Genomic DNA, 16,452 nt, shown 5'->3' with positions numbered 1-16,452 from the left:
CCGAAGAAACGACTCAATGAATTCTACTGTTTTGATTCGCTTTGCTCACTAAGAAGCATCGCGTTTCAATTCATACATTACTGTATGTACATATTGCTATGAACACTCATTCATTGATTTAATTCTTTGATTACTCGCCAAACGGCAGAGTAATTTCGATTAACTCAACACCTGTGAGTGTCCACACAGATTTGCTTGATAAATTATTAAAGAGCGTGGTTATTTACCTTAAGCATTTAGCGCTTTTGGCTTTCACCGTTGACCCCGCTGGGCCAGTGGATGCGCATTATATGGATGTCAGATTTTACTGCAACCCCTTTAGGCAAAATAATTAGAAAAAGCGATGTGAATGCGCATTTTTTAAACCAAACCTAGGTTTTAGCGCCTAATTCGCTGTAATTTCCATCACGTTGGCTATCTTTATCGCCTGATAACGCCGTTAGCATCGGTCACTAAGCAAAACGATAAAGCCAATACCGCACTTTTTATTGTTAAGCTCGCGCTTCAAGTTCAATCTCACGGTTCAAATAGATTGATGCACGCTTTAAGTTGCAAGAATAGGCTATTTCTTTAAAAAACCCGGTACATCGGCAATGCTATCGAGCACCACAGACGCCTCGCTATCATTAGCAATGGCTTTACCAGTACGGACGAGGATACGTGTCGGCACCCCTGCAGCTTTGGCCGCGAGCATATCGTCGGCTTTATCTCCTACCATCACAGATTGGGACAAATCGATTTTCAAAAATTTTGCCGCGTCGAGTAACATTCCTGGTTTGGGTTTGCGACAGTCGCAATCGACTTTATATTCACCAATCCCTTTTTCGTTATGGTGCGGGCAATAATAGATACCATCGAGGTCGACACCTTTATCGGCAAAGTTCCAATCCATCCATTCGGTGAGACTGTGGAATTGGTCTTCGGTATACATGCCACGGGCAATTCCCGACTGATTAGTGACCACCACCAATTTGTATCCCATTTGCTTTAATGCAAGGCACGCCTCAAATACGCCTTCAATATATTCAAAGTCATCTACCTGATGCACATAACCATGATCTTTGTTGATCACACCATCACGGTCCAAAAAAACAGCTCGATTGACTGCACTCACAGTACTACTCCACTCACAAAAAACAGCGCTTAATGCGTAATTTTACTATTATTCCATCCATTGCAAGAAATTGCACCGCGAAGTTGACGGATACCACTTGGCAATTTGAGCTTGATTCATATTCTGACAATTCATTTGCGATAGTAACGCCTATAAATGGTCGATTAACACATCTTTAAGGGCGAATTCGTCCGCGAATAATTGTTTTTGCCATCTAGTCGATACGCAGCTCAATCGAGCTTTCCCTTTATTTGTGCTGTTTTTAACGGTAATCTTGCACGGATAACAATAAAACACCTAAAAATAGACGGTCATAATGAGTCGAACTACGCCTATAGTCCATAAAACCCGCACCCAGTTAGTTGTAGAGGTGCTCAGAGAGAAAATACTTTCGGGTGATATAGCCGCAGGAGAACCACTCAGACAAAGCGCACTAGCCGAAGCATTGAATGTTAGCCGCATTCCGGTAAGAGAAGCCTTGCTGCAACTTGAAGCTGAAGGGCTGGTAAAATTCGAACCCCATAAAGGGGCAACGGCGACTGAATTATCCGTTGAACAAGTGACCGAGCTGTTTGAGTTGCGCGCCATGATCGAGACGGATCTGCTCGCCAAAGCCATTCCACGACTTCAAGAAGAAGATTTAATAAGAGCTGAACGCGTATTAGAACAATTGGAATCAGCCTTTAAACATGAAGATGCCGTCGCCAGTTGGAGCGAGCTAAATACACAGTTTCATACCTGTTTATACCAAGCCGCCAATCGCCCACATACGCTAGAGGTCGTGCATGGCCTCAATACCAACTGCGATAGATATATTCGTTTGCAATTACTGCTCGCAGGAGGCATTCCCGCAGCAGAGCACGAGCACCGCGAACTGCTCAATTATTGTAAGCAAAGAGAAACAGAGAAAGCCACGGCGTTACTGCGACATCATATTTTGCATGCCGCAATGACAATTCGGGATCTGGTCGCCAAACAGGTGGTATAGATCACGGACTGTCATTCGTTATACCGATAAGCTTTGTTGTCGATTTGAGGCAGCACTAAAGGTTCTGCCTTTTTTATTTGAGAGAAAACACCATGCAGTACGCCACAATCACTGGCTGGGGAAAATGTGTTCCACCCGCCACTTTGACTAACGATGATCTTGCCACTTTTATCGAAACATCCGATGAATGGATTAAATCACGCACAGGGATCAGTCAACGTCATATCAGCCATGTGAACACCTCGGAATTAGCCTCAGTTGCCGCCAAGCGTGCGCTTGCAGCGGCTGGGATTGAGGGCAGCGAAATTGATATGATCATTTTAGCCAGCGCTAGCCCAGATACTTTGATCCCCAATATAGCCTCAACAGTGCAGGCCAATATTGGTGCAAGCTGCGCAGCCTTTGATATCAACGCCGCCTGCAGTGGTTTTTTGTACGGCTTAGGTTTAGCGAGCTCACAGATCAAGAGTGGTCAATGCAAGAAAGTCCTCGTTGTGGGCGCCGAACGCTTATCTTTCTACCTCGATTGGTCTCGCCGTGAAACCGCCGTATTGTTTGGTGATGGCGCGGGCGCAGTTGTCGTGGAAGCGACCGATATCCCTGGTGGCGTATTAGGCTATGAGCTGAATAATGATCCCGATGGCCGAGACATCCTCAAAGCGGGTTTCGGTACCGCGATGGATCGATTCTCCGCCGAATCATTAGACTTTTACATCCAATTTGATGGCCAAGAAATTTTTAAACGCGCCATTAATGGTATGAATAAGCTAAGCACTCAAGTGCTTGAAAAATGCGGCGTCGATAAGGATGAAGTTGATTTAGTGATCCCACATCAAGCGAACGAGCGCATTATTGATACCCTCGTTAGCCGCATGAAGATCCCTAAAGAAAAAGCCTTTGTGAATATTGCTAACTATGGCAATACATCGGCGGCAACGATTCCAATCGCGATTTGTGATGCACTCGAAAAAGGGTTAATTAAACCGAACCAAACCATTCTTTCTTGCGCCTTTGGTGCGGGATTAACCTCTGCTGCATTGCTATTGCAATGGGGTGAACGTGTCACGCCAGTGCAAATCAGTGATGCCCAATTACCGCCTTGCGATCAAAGTGGAATCGAGTTGGTAAAACGCGCTGTAGACTATTTCTGTAAGTAAGTTTATGCATATAAAGGCCATCATTGGATGGCCTTTATATATCTGTAAGCGCTGATGCAAAATGCATTTCATCCCAGTAAATCCCCTGCGCAAAATAAGCTGCGAGTTTTTGATTTAGCTCGTTAAAGCTTTTAATCGCTCGTTCCTCACCGCACAAACATGACCACACAAATCGGTGGCAATTATTGTCAAACAGGTCATATTCACGGTACTGATAAATCGCCCGCTCGGCCCGATTAACAATGGTATTGGCGATAAGCGGTTGATGTTGATGATTACAGGCAATAAAAATTTGGCTACCTGTTCGGCCCGCTAAAAATCGCTTTACTGATACGGCTCGAACAAGCCCAGAGCCATGTAACTCCACAATGCAATCTCCCGCTAACCAAATCCCTGTATGCTCAATCACTCCAAACACATAACAACAAACGATACTCCCAGGTTGTGGCGTGACTTGCTTAAAACCCTTTTGCCATTGGCTCGGCGCAGTAATCATCGCCTGCTTTGTGCTTACTTGGCGAGGAACGCTGCCTAATAGTCGATTGCGTTCAAGCTGTTGTCGCTTTTCGCGTTCATCGGCGAGCATCAATGCGCCCATCGCTGCACCGCCAATCCATAGTAACGGTAGTGGCATGATCTTCTCCTATTCGCTTAACACTCCAAACCACGCAGTAATACTCTCGTGCACCACTTGCTCAACACAACTTGGCGAGAGCAACCAATCACCGTATAAGTTAACCAATCGCAAATGCCTCACTCGTAATGAGTGTAGCTAATGAGTCATTAATCAAATATGAAAAGCCTTCTGTTCCAGAAAATATCGCGAATGAAGTGGCTTAACGTGATTAGGTCAGTAAATCCCCGACCGAAATATCTGCACCTCCCCCCATGGCCGCCACTTGTGCTAATAATAACTCCGCACAGGCTAATGCATCGGTTAATGCACTATGGGCACCGTAAATCGGTAAGTGATAACGCTCTCGACAGGCTCCAAGCCTTAGACTTCCTTCTTTAAGTACCGAATGCTCACGTAATAACCGCTGTTTCTCAAGTACTAAGGTATCTATAGCGGGGAGTAAAACGGCTTGATGGTAGATAGCCAATATATCTTGTTGTAAAAAACGACAATCCAGTGGGGAGTGATGGGCAACTAATACTCGGCCACGGGTTTGAGTAATAAACCATGCCATAGCCTCCTCAATGCTCACCGCTTGGATTAAATGGTTGTCGAGAATCCCATGAATCGTCGCACTTTGGCCGACACTGCCCTTAATTCGCACTAATTTTTGCTGCGCCTCACCAAGGGGGATCACTCCATTTTCAATGGGGACTAAGCCAATGCTTAAGATTTGATCCTGAAGGGGATCTAACCCTGTCATCTCCAAATCCATCGCCATCAAGGGAGCACGATTGATGGGCAGCGCCATCAGCGGGATTAAGGACTGATAATAATCCTTAAATAATTGATGCTGACAGCGCAGTGCTCGCCATTGCAACTTAGCATTAATCAACCAAGCGCCCATTAAAAGCTCCGCATAAATTTCATCTTCATGCCCGACTGGGCGTCATGAACCACCTTGAAGGCATCCCGTAATTGATGCCGAACTAAAGAAGATAAATGTGCGGGTAACAGATAGTTACTAATCTCAAGTCCCTGCGTATGTTGATAACCTTGGTTTGATAACCGCATATGGGCGATAAACTCATGGGCATCGGCTAAGTTAAGCGCATCCTTACGATTAAGAATATTAGCGTCCATCAGTGCCCGAATGCGTTTGGCGGTATTCACTTCTTTAATGCCCGCAGACAAGGCATATACGCGAGCAATATCATTGATCAAAGCATTACCTTTATGCTTTAAATCAATGCCTTTTACCTCACTGCCATCGCGCTCTAACACAAATTTTCGAAAGAATCCTAAGGGCGGAGACTCGATTAAGGAATTGCCAGTCAAACCCGCGAGAAAAATATCGTTGTCTTTGGTCTGTGCCAACACCTTATCCTGCAATGCATCAAATAATGATAATGGACCAAATACCGAACGCATATCGAAGAAAATACTTGCATGCATCAATGCCTTAGGCTCTGGCGTGACAACCCACTTTTCAAAAACCTGCTGCCATTCTTTGAGCGACATACGCCACTTGGGATTTTGCGCCATGATATTACCAGGGCAAAACGCATAACCACATTGATCAAGCCCTGCACAAACCGCATGGGTTAACGCATCGAAATACCCTTTCGCATAATCATCCATTTCCTCGGCCACCAGCAAGCCGTTATCTTGATCCGAACAGGCGGCTTGGTCTTGCCGCCCCTGCGAGCCAAAGGCTAACCAACAAAACGCCATCGGCGCCTCACCGAGAATTTGCTGATTTAGCACAATCAAGCGCCGGGTTAAGGCATCGGTGACCGAGGTCAGCACGCGACCAATCTCCTCAGCCCGTGCATCAGCACTGATTAAATTTTGCAATAACAAGGGGATTTGTTTACTAACACTAATGAGACTTGCGAGATCACGTTGGCGCTCGATTTCACCAATGAGGAGTAATGGCTGCGAACCTTGACCGCGTAAAATGTCGGTACTGGTCACCATGCCAATGGCTTTCACTTCCTCGCTATTTTGCTCATCAATAATCGGCAGATGGTGAATATTATGTTCACTCATCAATAGCATAGCTTCAAAGATCAAGGCATTCGATGAAATCGAAATCGGTGAAGTCGTCATGGCTTGATGCACGGCAATTCGGCCATCAAGCCCTGCGGCGAGCACTCGATTGCGTAAATCTTTATCGGTTAAAATCCCCACCAGCTTACGATTATCGGTGACGAGTAAAGACGATACCCGCGAGTTACGCATCAAAAGGGCTGCTTGCGTTACACTTGCGTGGGCGTCGATCATAATCGGTGAAGATGACATTAAGGTACTAATACGACTGGTGGTCGTCAGATCTTTAGCCTTAAAACGCGCTTCATGGCGTAACCGTTTGGCAAAAGCACGGGTAAAAAATTTATCAAAGTGCCTACTCTCACTTCGTAGTTGATCGAATAATGCCTGTGGTAAGTGGTATACCAAACTGTCTTCAAGAATGGCGACCCGATTCACTACCTTCTCCCCTGACAATAGCGTCGAAAAACCAAAAAACTCCCCTTCGGCGACTCTATCCACTAATACCCCTTCGGGATCGCGCACCTCAAAGGCACCGCTGCGGACCAAATACAATTTCGGCGCATCGGCATCAAAGGTCACAAACCCTGAGGCTTTACTGTAATACCCGACGATGACTGACTTAGCACAATGGCGAATGGTTTCGTCAGGCAAAGTATCAAAGGGAGCTGTAGACGTTAAAAACTGCACAACGGGTTGTAATTCGCTGGCGTTCATAGCAACACCTTATTTTAGGTGAATTTTATCTCACTATAACGCGCTCGATTGTTGGGCCATATACGACTAAAGTCAGGCTCAAACTCTGCACTGACACCACCAAAAACAAAAGGACGCAAACGCGTCCTTTTCTCTTAATCTAGGTGAAAGTTAGTGGCCGCTGGCCTCACCCGCCCCTTTAGGGAAACGGATAGACTCAACCATTTCCTGCACATGAGCTGGTGCCGCTGCGGTCAGTTTGCAGACAATAGCTGCTACCACAAAGTTCACTAGCATGCCCACCATACCGATACCTTCAGGCGAAATACCAAGGAACCAGTTCGCAGGTACGTTTGCAGTAGGATCAACAAACTTGAAGTAGATGATATAACCAGCGGTAAAGAATAAGCCAAGCACCATACCTGAAATGGCACCTTCTTTATTCATGGTCTTAGAGAAGATCCCCATGATGATTGCAGGAAACAGAGATGACGCAGCCAAACCGAAGGCGAATGCCACCACCGCCGCCACGAATCCTGGAGGGTTAACCCCGAAGTAACCCGCAATCACAATACCGATACCAGCAGCAAGTCGAGCGTACATTAACTCTTTCTTGTCAGAAATATTTGGCATCAGGTTTTTCTTCATTAAATCGTGTGACACTGATGTAGAGATAACCAACAACAAACCCGCAGAGGTAGATAGCGCCGCAGCGAGGCCACCCGCAGCCACCAGCGCAATCACCCAAGCTGGCAGATTCGCGATTTCTGGCGTTGCTAATACAATGATGTCGTTGTCGATTTTCATTTCGTTAGGGCTAGCAGCATCTTCCATTTTGCCTTTGGCATAGTAGATTTTGCCATCACCATTTTTGTCATCCCATTTGATCAGACCGGTTTTTTCCCAGTTTTTGATCCAATCAGGCGCAGTTTCATAGGCAACACCCTTTTGATCTGGGCCGTTAATGGTTTCGATCATATTGACGCGAGAGAATGCCGCTAATGCAGGAACTGTGGTGTACATGATGGCGATAAACACCAATGCCCAACCCGCTGATATACGTGCATCTTTCACTTTCGGTACGGTGAAGAAACGCACAATAACATGGGGTAAACCCGCTGTACCGACCATCAAAGCACCAGTAATACAGAACACGTCGATCATGCTCTTAGAACCATCGGTGTAAGGGGCCAAGCCTAAATCCACAGAGAGATTATTCAGTTTCTCTAACAGATAAACGCCAGAATTATTCCCCGCAGCATCGAGTAACTCAGCACCAAAACCAATTTGAGGAATGATATGACCCGTCATCATCACAGACAGGAAGATTGCAGGCACCATAAAGGCGAAGATCAGTACGCAATATTGGGCAACCTGAGTATAGGTAATCCCTTTCATACCACCGAGTACCGCATAGAAAAACACCACGGCCATACCAATATATACGCCGGTATCTACCTCTACCTCAAGGAAGCGCGAGAATACCACGCCCACTCCGCGCATTTGGCCAGCAATGTAAGTAAAGCAGATGAAGATGGCGCAAATAACTGCTACCGTGCGCGCCGCTTGGGAGTAATAACGCTCACCCACGAAATCAGGCACGGTAAACTTACCAAATTTACGTAAGTATGGTGCCATACACAGGGCTAATAAAACGTAACCGCCGGTCCACCCCATCAAGTACACACTGCCGTCATAACCGACGAAAGAAACAATACCCGCCAACGAAATGAAAGATGCCGCAGACATCCAGTCGGCGGCGGTTGCCATGCCGTTTACAACAGGATGAACACCACCACCCGCTACATAAAACTCTTTAGTTGAACCTGCACGGGACCAAATTGCAATCCCAATATAGAGGGCAAACGACAGCCCTACAATCAGATAAGTTAATCCTTGTACACCCATCTCTGTGCTCCTTAGTCTTCTTGTACGTTATATTTTTTATCTAAGGCGTTAGCTTTTGCCGCGTAGACAAAAATAAGCGCAACAAAGACATACATCGATCCCTGTTGAGCAAACCAGAAACCTAATTTGAATCCCATAAAATGGATTTCATTGAGTACATCAACCAATAGAATGCCGCAACCAAACGAAACTGCGGCCCAAATAGCTAATAGGCCCAAAACCAGACGTAAATTCTCGTTCCAGTAACCTTTTGCTTTATCATTATTTTCAAACGCCATAGCGACTCCCCTGTGCTGTTTTATTTTTAAGTCTCGTTAAATCTAGCAACAGCTGGAGTGACCACAATCAAGACCTTAGTCTAATTTGCGAAATACCTCACATAGCAAAAAATAAAATATCATTTAAAACCATCATCTTAACAATGATTTTACATTTTGTTGCAAAAGTCGTTTTTTGAGCAACTTAGACCAATGTCGAAGAACCTAAGACTAGAAAGAGACAAAATAGCGTGATAAATGGAACAACTAGAAAGTAGTAATAGCCTGTCATATAAACAAAATATCGTATTACTTCGAGTGTAATACGAGAGCTATCATCTCAATCTACACCACTTAGATTTGTCAGCAGACAGGCAAAAAATAACCCAGCATGGCTGGGTTATGGGAAACTGGTAAATTGGCGCCAGCATAGACGCCAGTATCAACGTTATTATTTAGCGGCTAAGTACTTCACTAACTCAGCCAATTCTTCAGGAGTATGAACCCGAGACGTGACTAAATAACGGCCATTTACCAATAATGATGGCACACCTTTAATCCCGGCCAATTCCGCTTGCGAATCGTAACTCATCAGTGAAAATTTAGCGTCAACAGAATTCATCGCCGCATCCACATCATCAGCTTTAGCACCTTGAGCCACAAAAAAGGCTTTCACTTGCTCAGGGCGGGTAAATTGCTCACCCTTGTCATGAATTTGTTTAAAAATCGCCTCATGGACTTGCTTGGTCATATTGAGCTTTTGCGCGATATAATAAGCCAATTGGCTCAGTTCCCACGCAGGACGCCCCGCCCCCACAGGCGTACGCTCAAAGGCAACATCCTTGCCCAAGAGTTTTACCGTGGAAGCAACAAAGGGTTCCTGTTTGTAGCAATGTGGGCAGTTATAGGAAAAAAACTCTCGCAGCACAGGCTTTTGCGCCTCGCTCATTCCTGCGACAGTGACATAATCCTTCCCTTCTTCAAAACTGGCCGCTTGCAGCGCAAAACTGGCGCTTAAGACCAATCCACAGGCCAAAGCAGCCAAAGGTCGAACAAGATTAGTTAGGGTTTTCATATATTCTCTTCTTATTAGTGAATGATTAACACGCATCATTGAATCGTAAGTCGTTTGCAACAGGCACAGGCCATTAAGATACCTCAAAATATGGCTATTGTTCTTAAACATTTGTTAACAATAGGTGATAAATCCGCCGCTAACAGGCCGCTAGCATCGTAAGTGGGGAGGTAAACTGATACTTAAATCCCAGATCGCGGACGATTTTATCCCCCAGAATCACTTTGCTGGGTTGCAGCTGGGTATTAAATTGCGGTTCAGCCAATCCCAGTGACAGAGCCGCAGCACCGTAAAATTCGCTTCTCGATGGATGCTCTGGCGCGCATAGATTATAGATAGAGGCGATCTTCTCTCCCTTTAGCTTAGTGTCGATAATTAAACTCACTGCCGCGACGCAATCCTGTAAATGCACGAGATTGACTGCAACATTACCACCAGCCACATCGGTTTTGCCTGCAAAAAAACGCCCCGGATGACGCTTTGGTCCAACGAGTCCAGCAAAACGCACCACGCAAGTATTAGATTGGTGAGCAAATAAAGCTTCAGCATCCAGCAACACCTGCGCTGAAGGAGACTCGGCATGAGCATCCGCTTCGCTCATGGATTTATCAAGAGAGGGATAAACGCCCGTGGTGCTAATAAACACTATGCCTTGATATTGCCAGCCTTGGGTTAAGTCGATGAGTTGTTTTAGTTCGTTAAGATAAGCTGTATTACCATGCTTTAGACGAGGAGGAATATTAACAACAAGAAAGTCTGTCTGAAATAAGTCTTGCAACAGCTGTACATCGGGAACAATATCAGCCTCATCACCAAGTTGTAGTTGGAATGCCTCAATACCCGCGTGTGTTAACGCCGGAAGATCCTCACTCTGGCGCTTAGCCCCAGTCACGCGATAACCGGCTTGAACAAGTTGTTTTGCGAGCGCAAAACCGAACCACCCACAGCCTACAACCGCAACACTCTTTTTCTCCACCACAGTGTGTTCCATTATCTCTGACCTACTTACTGCTAATCATATATTTTGGCCAATAGCATACGGAACTCTGGTAAAGGGATTCAAGCTTGTAAGGAACTAAAATAAAACTAATCCCCTTATCGACCTGCAATGTTCGCCTTGCGCCCTCAGTTAAATCTTCAACTCGCAAAGACTTTTGCACTGTCACGCCCTCATCACTTAAAAAGCGTAACGAGGCTTCACTACCATCTTCTTTACAGGCCCACACCTGAGGCTGACTCACTTCTTTCGTGGTCATAATGACTTTTGCAACGCTATCATCCGATAGCTTAACTAAGGTCCCTGGTGGATAAATACCTAATATCTTGACTAAGACAGAAATCAACGATTCCGAATGTTTACTGGCTCTATTTTTAAATAAGTAACCGAGGGCAACTTGAGGAGAAGAAGCTTGCTGACCACTCAGTTGCTGATCGTAATCATTTGCTAGACTAACGATTTGAGTCACGATGGGAATTTTATGACCTGTGAGCCCATCAGGGAAACCCGAACCATCAACAAACTCATGGTGATGTAACACGATATTTAATACTTCTTTGGGGAACAGCCCTGAACGATTAAGCATGTCATAGCCAAAATTAGGATGCATCTGTAAGTAATTGGCTTCATGGGGAGTCAGAGCACCACGCTTTCGACGGATCACATCGGGCACTTTTAGCTTACCAATATCATGGAATAAACTGCCAAGGGCAATATCGCGCAAATCCCTCGCTGGTAAATCCAGTGCATGACCTATCATCATGGCGAGCACCGCCACTGATACACCATGCTGGGTCACACTCACATCCTTTTCGTCCATCCCAACTAAGGTCAAGAAGGGTTTTTCCACCTCTTGTAAATGACTGAGTAAATCTTCAACTAACGCTGCAGACAGGCGATATGCTCCTTCAGGATCGCTCACTATCTTGCCATACATATTCCGGCACTGATTAACACTCTCTAAAAAACGTTTTTGACTTAAACGCATCGATTTACGGGTATCTGCTTTTAAATCTCGCTCTGGTGGCGCGGCTTCAATATCTTCAATGTCTTCCTCTTCTTCAGCAGTATCAATCTCATCATTACTGCCAGAAATGAGGTAAACATAGGGAACACCAAGCCCCCGGATCATCTCAATCTGAGCCGCACTATTGATATCAACTCGGTTAAATAAGAATGGGTGATTTGTCCACGACAAAGGCAACTTAACCCGCATACCGGGCTGAAGTTCTGAGAGTAGTAATTTTTTATGAGCTGCTTTTGCCACGCAATATGACTCCTTTCATGCACGCAAGAATGCAATATGACTTCTTGGCGCGTACATTTAAGCTAAGTACATATAACTATAGATGATTCAGCAAAATCAGTAAGCTGTTGGTGAAAAAATGCTTATCAAACTGAGGGATAGAACACATAAATTATGCTAACTTCATCGAATAAGACATAAAAAACAGTAATAACAAAGAGATGTAGACTACTATGTTATTTAAGTTTTTATTTCCTTCGGCCAATCCGTGAGGTAATAACGCAGTCGTTTTGACTGATAGACATAAAGACAGGACCAAAACAACACCAAGGCATCGAGTGCCAAACTCCAATGGAATAAAAACTGTCCGTGAATTAACCGCTGAGACAGTAAAACCGCATCAACTAATAACAATAACCACAGTCCCCATTTGAGATGGACAAACAACGGCCGAATCCATGAGGGCGAGCGGCGCCGCTCCGCGAGTACGACAAAATAAAGCACTACAGCACCAAGACCTGCCGCAAGTGCAAGTAAAAAGTCTGATTTTTCAGGATAAAAGAGCCTTACCAATTCAGCTCTATCACTGGCTTGAGTCAAGGAGGCGATAAAAATACACCAGCCTCGCGCGAGGAATGCCAAAATCACATATAAAAAAATCGGCGGTTTAATATGGCCTTTATCATCAAGCCAAGTGATGTGACTAAAATTCAACGGCAATCCATTAAGTAAAAACTTAAGCAATAAATATTAAATGGTGCCTATTGGCGTAATTTCAATGGGAGGGATAAACAAATCAAGCACACTCAACGGTTAGGTCAACATTTCCGCCGTGTGCGCTACCCCATACTCCCTGCGATATGTAGATTTAACCATTTGAACTTAATAAGAATAAGGTCGAAGGATTAGCCCCATCGACCTGAACATGACAACCAGCCATAAAATTTCAAAAAGGCACATTAATTTACCGTCATATATGGCCAAATAATTGCCGCGGCGATGCTCCACATAGTCAACCAAATAAAGCGATCTAAGTATCGCCACGCCGCTGGACGACTAAATATCGGCGCCAATAAACGCGCACCAAAACTTAAGCTAAAGAACCAAATAAACGAAGCCAGTACCGCGCCCGCACCAAACCAAGGACGATGGGCATCTTCGAACTGAGTACTAATGCTCCCCAGCAGCACCACTGTATCTAAATAAAGGTGTGGATTAAGCAGGCTGATCCCAAGTGTGGTCAGCATGGCCTTACGCAAAGTGTCGGCATTTTGCGCATTATCCATCTCCATCCCTTTAGCGACAAACGAGGCTTTAAGTGCATTCGCACCATACCAAATCAAAAAGGCGGCACCACCAAAACTAGCCACATGTTTGATAGTCGGAAAGGCTTCAATAATATGCCCAAGCCCAGCAACCCCCGCAGTGATCATTAAGGCATCGATGATTGAACAAAGCAGCGCAATCGGCAAAGGATAAGCTCGCTTAATCCCCTGCTTTAGCACAAATGCATTTTGCGCCCCTACGGCAATGATCAAACTACCACCAATGCCCATACCTTGTATAAACGCCGTTTGCATAACTACCTCTCATGTCTGAAGAAGGCGCTAGCATAGACAAAACAACAAAATTAATATAACTAATGTTTTTTATGTATCATAAGTAAAATTAATAACCTTAAGGACGGCAATCATGTTGGAATACGCCAATCTTAAAGCGCTTGCGGTCGTCGTCTCCGAAGGCGGCTTCGAGCGCGCCGCAAAAGTGCTGCACATTACCCAATCAGCAGTGTCACAACGCGTTAGGCAATTAGAAGAACGAGTCGGCCAATCCTTACTTATCCGCTCAACACCTGTGGTGGCGACCCCAACAGGGAAGCGTTTATTGCGCCACTATTCACAGGTGCAACTACTCGAGAGTGAATTGAGAGCCGAGTTAGATGCCGATGACCCAAATCATCCAACGACGGTGCGAATTGCAGTCAATGCCGACAGTTTAGCGACATGGTTTTTGCCCGCATTGGCCGATATGTTCAGCCGACATGCTTGGCTGCTCGAATTGATTGTCGATGATGAGTCCTACACCCATCACCTACTGAAAAACGGTGAGGCCGTCGGTTGCGTGACCACGACAGCCAACCCCATGGCCGGTTGTAGCAGCGAGTTTTTAGGAACCATGGAATATATGTGCGTCGCCACCCCAGCATTTGCGGCGCGTTATTTCGAATGGGCAAAAAATAGCGATAATGTCGGCGCTCAAATAACCCAAGCGCAGCTTGCGAAAGCCCCGGCTGTGGTGTTTTCGACCAAAGATAAAATGCATGAAAAGTATCTCGCCCAGTATTTTCAAATGTTGCCAGGTCAATGGTGGCAACACAGCATTCCCTCATCGGAGAGTTTTTTAGAGGCGATTAACTTAAGTCTGGGTTACGGTTTAGTGGGTCACTTACAGGCAAAACCCTTGATAGACAAAGGCATATTAATTGAGCTCACCCCAGAAAAACGCATTCGGGTGCCCCTCTATTGGCAGCATTGGAATATCAAAGCGAAACAAACCACTTTGGTTTATCGGGCGCTTGCCGCCACCGCACAGCATCTATTACAGCAATAATGAATGCAGCAAGAGTGAGTAAAACAATTGTTAGTACAAATCATTAGCGTATAAAAAAACTGAGCACTCGTGCCCAGTTTTTATCTATTAGTTTTTAATCTATTGCCAGCGGCTTAGGCTTCTGCCGAATCCGCCTTCACCTGCGCTATCGCCACAGGTTCAATCTCGGTTTTAGGCCAAGCATTGATCACCGCTTTCACTAAGGAAGCTAATGGAATGGCAAAGAACACACCCCAAACGCCCCATAAACCACCGAAAACTAATACAGCAGCAATAATGATCACCGGATGCAAATCCACCGCATCGGAAAACAGGATAGGTACAAGTACGTTACCATCCAAGGCCTGAATAATGCCGTAACCTAGCATTAAATAACCAAACTCAGAGCTAAAACCCCACTGGAAAAAGGCCACCAGCATAATGGGTAGAGTCACTAAGGTCGCGCCCACATAGGGAATCAACACCGACAACCCGGTCAACACCCCCAGTAAGGCCGAGTATCTCAGCCCCATAAAGGCAAAGAAGATGTAGCTCGCCACCCCGACAATCACAATCTCAATCACTTTGCCGCGAATATAGTTAAAGATCTGTTGGTGCATTTCAAACCACACTTTTCGAGCCAACTGGCGATTGGTGGGGAAAAAACGCTTACTACCGCGGATCAGTTGATCTTTATCCTTAAGAAAAAAGAACACCAACAATGGCACTAAAATAGCGTACACCATCAGCACCAATAATGACGCAGAGTAACCAATCAGCTGTTTCGCAATGTCGAGCACATGTTGTGTATCAAGTAATTTCTTCAACTCGGAGACCATTAAATCGAGCTGTTCAGTACTTATAAATTTAGGATACTGGGTCGCTAACCCCTGCAAGGTCAGTAGCCCTTTATCTATCATATTCGGTAAATCCGTCATCAGACTTACCCCTTGACGCCACACGCTGGGGATTAGCCCAAAGGTCAGCAACACCACTATCCCTAAAAACAGCACTAGCACTAAGGAAGCCCCCGTCGTGCGATTAATCCCCAATTTCAGCATTTGCGCCACGGGCCATTCGAGTAAAAAAGCCAACACCAGAGCAACAAGTAGCGGGGCTAACAAACCACCAGCAAAATAAAGTACTAACGCTAAACCCACTAGAATGGCCAATAAGGTGACGGCCTGTGGATCACTAAATCGCTCTTGATACCAACGAGAAAAAAAACTAAACATGCATTCATTCCAATGGGGGTTGGCTTTCCCAACAGGCAGGAAAGTGACTTATGAGTTAACCTTATCGCAGTAGATTAACTGTGTATATGCTTGAAAATCAGTTAACTGCTAACTATGACTGACAAGCCTAGGTTAAGTTGCAGTCAGCTAGCTAACTCGCCATTTTGACTGCGGCATTGAATCATGCTTTGTGTATGATTATCCCTGCGATAAATCAACTTTTGTAATTAATAGGCCTAACTGGCTCGCATCATCGTGTAACGTCACGACCTGATGCCCCTGTTTTTTTAAAAAAGTGGGAACATCTCGGCGGGAACCTGGGTCTGAGAGTAGGATATGTAAGCTGTCACCAGCAGACACAGACTTCAACGCAAGTTTGACCTTAACCAAGGGAACGGGGCAGCGCAATGATGTTAAATCAATAAAAATCATAATGAACTTGCTATGAACGAACTTGGGCTATTATCCTAAGTTGCAATTCAAACTACAAGCTAAGGGCTACCTAAGCCTTAGTTGAGACAC

16 protein-coding genes are annotated in these 16,452 nt (G+C 45.2%); 3 read left to right on the top strand and 13 right to left on the bottom strand.

Going from position 1 to position 16,452, the window contains the following annotated elements; genetic code table 11:
• Positions 1 to 562: 562 nt before the first annotated feature.
• A complete protein-coding gene (gene gmhB, locus SHEWPOL2_RS05385) occupies positions 563 to 1,114 on the bottom strand; it encodes a D-glycero-beta-D-manno-heptose 1,7-bisphosphate 7-phosphatase (protein ID WP_037426804.1) in 552 nt (183 codons plus the stop codon).
• Positions 1,115 to 1,430: 316 nt separating this feature from the next.
• Here gmhB and SHEWPOL2_RS05380 point away from each other — a divergent pair, with 316 nt between their 5' ends.
• On the top strand, positions 1,431 to 2,102 hold the full coding sequence (locus SHEWPOL2_RS05380; protein WP_037419935.1) for a GntR family transcriptional regulator: 672 nt from the start codon (positions 1,431 to 1,433) through the stop codon (positions 2,100 to 2,102).
• Between the two features lie 92 nt (positions 2,103 to 2,194).
• A complete protein-coding gene (locus SHEWPOL2_RS05375; RefSeq protein WP_037419932.1) occupies positions 2,195 to 3,259 on the top strand; it encodes a ketoacyl-ACP synthase III in 1,065 nt (354 codons plus the stop codon).
• Positions 3,260 to 3,293: 34 nt separating this feature from the next.
• Here the strand turns inward: SHEWPOL2_RS05375 and SHEWPOL2_RS05370 are convergent, their stop codons facing one another.
• The 10 genes from SHEWPOL2_RS05370 to SHEWPOL2_RS05325 form a co-directional block, all read right to left on the bottom strand.
• Positions 3,294 to 3,893 carry a lecithin retinol acyltransferase family protein gene (locus SHEWPOL2_RS05370; RefSeq protein WP_037426800.1) on the bottom strand — a complete coding sequence of 200 codons (600 nt, stop codon included), beginning with the start codon at positions 3,891 to 3,893 and terminating at the stop codon, positions 3,294 to 3,296.
• A gap of 211 nt (positions 3,894 to 4,104) precedes the next feature.
• Positions 4,105 to 4,782: an exonuclease domain-containing protein gene (locus tag SHEWPOL2_RS05365; protein WP_037426798.1), complete on the bottom strand. Its 678-nt coding sequence runs from the start codon at positions 4,780 to 4,782 to the stop codon at positions 4,105 to 4,107.
• Entirely contained in the window at positions 4,782 to 6,644 is a 1,863-nt protein-coding gene (locus tag SHEWPOL2_RS05360; RefSeq protein ID WP_037426795.1) for a DUF294 nucleotidyltransferase-like domain-containing protein, read from the bottom strand. Before SHEWPOL2_RS05360 ends, SHEWPOL2_RS05365 begins: the two co-directional genes overlap by 1 nt.
• 150 nt (positions 6,645 to 6,794) lie before the next feature.
• Positions 6,795 to 8,531 (bottom strand): sodium:solute symporter family protein, encoded by a 1,737-nt coding sequence (locus tag SHEWPOL2_RS05355; protein WP_037426792.1) that lies wholly within the window; start codon positions 8,529 to 8,531, stop codon positions 6,795 to 6,797.
• An 11-nt stretch (positions 8,532 to 8,542) separates the two neighbouring features.
• Positions 8,543 to 8,809, bottom strand: a complete 267-nt coding sequence (locus tag SHEWPOL2_RS05350) for a DUF4212 domain-containing protein (protein WP_011622295.1) — start codon at positions 8,807 to 8,809, stop codon at positions 8,543 to 8,545.
• A gap of 430 nt (positions 8,810 to 9,239) precedes the next feature.
• Positions 9,240 to 9,863 (bottom strand): thiol:disulfide interchange protein DsbA/DsbL, encoded by a 624-nt coding sequence (locus SHEWPOL2_RS05345; protein WP_037419917.1) that lies wholly within the window; start codon positions 9,861 to 9,863, stop codon positions 9,240 to 9,242.
• Positions 9,864 to 10,002: 139 nt separating this feature from the next.
• Positions 10,003 to 10,854, bottom strand: coding sequence for an NAD(P)-binding domain-containing protein (locus tag SHEWPOL2_RS05340; protein WP_037426789.1), 852 nt, complete (start codon positions 10,852 to 10,854; stop codon positions 10,003 to 10,005).
• 10 nt (positions 10,855 to 10,864) lie between these two features.
• On the bottom strand, positions 10,865 to 12,127 hold the full coding sequence (locus SHEWPOL2_RS05335; RefSeq protein WP_239642738.1) for an HD-GYP domain-containing protein: 1,263 nt from the start codon (positions 12,125 to 12,127) through the stop codon (positions 10,865 to 10,867).
• A gap of 219 nt (positions 12,128 to 12,346) precedes the next feature.
• Complete coding sequence (locus SHEWPOL2_RS05330; protein WP_037426787.1) at positions 12,347 to 12,820, bottom strand: DUF2919 domain-containing protein; 474 nt, start codon at positions 12,818 to 12,820, stop codon at positions 12,347 to 12,349.
• A gap of 245 nt (positions 12,821 to 13,065) precedes the next feature.
• Positions 13,066 to 13,686: a LysE/ArgO family amino acid transporter gene (locus SHEWPOL2_RS05325; protein ID WP_023266289.1), complete on the bottom strand. Its 621-nt coding sequence runs from the start codon at positions 13,684 to 13,686 to the stop codon at positions 13,066 to 13,068.
• 112 nt (positions 13,687 to 13,798) lie between these two features.
• Here SHEWPOL2_RS05325 and SHEWPOL2_RS05320 point away from each other — a divergent pair, with 112 nt between their 5' ends.
• On the top strand, positions 13,799 to 14,716 hold the full coding sequence (locus SHEWPOL2_RS05320) for a LysR family transcriptional regulator ArgP (RefSeq protein WP_037426785.1): 918 nt from the start codon (positions 13,799 to 13,801) through the stop codon (positions 14,714 to 14,716).
• A gap of 113 nt (positions 14,717 to 14,829) precedes the next feature.
• On the opposite strand, the gene SHEWPOL2_RS05315 is transcribed toward SHEWPOL2_RS05320, so the two are convergent.
• Both SHEWPOL2_RS05315 and SHEWPOL2_RS05310 read right to left on the bottom strand, forming a co-directional pair.
• Positions 14,830 to 15,930, bottom strand: coding sequence for an AI-2E family transporter (locus SHEWPOL2_RS05315; protein WP_037419898.1), 1,101 nt, complete (start codon positions 15,928 to 15,930; stop codon positions 14,830 to 14,832).
• A 198-nt stretch (positions 15,931 to 16,128) separates the two neighbouring features.
• Positions 16,129 to 16,362, bottom strand: coding sequence for a sulfurtransferase TusA family protein (locus SHEWPOL2_RS05310; RefSeq protein WP_037419895.1), 234 nt, complete (start codon positions 16,360 to 16,362; stop codon positions 16,129 to 16,131).
• Between the last annotated feature and the right edge of the window lie 90 nt (positions 16,363 to 16,452).

This window comes from Shewanella sp. POL2 (assembly GCF_000282755.1).
In the GTDB taxonomy this organism is placed as follows: Bacteria; Pseudomonadota; Gammaproteobacteria; order Enterobacterales; family Shewanellaceae; genus Shewanella; species Shewanella xiamenensis.
This window is presented reverse-complemented; position numbering and strand designations above follow the sequence as displayed.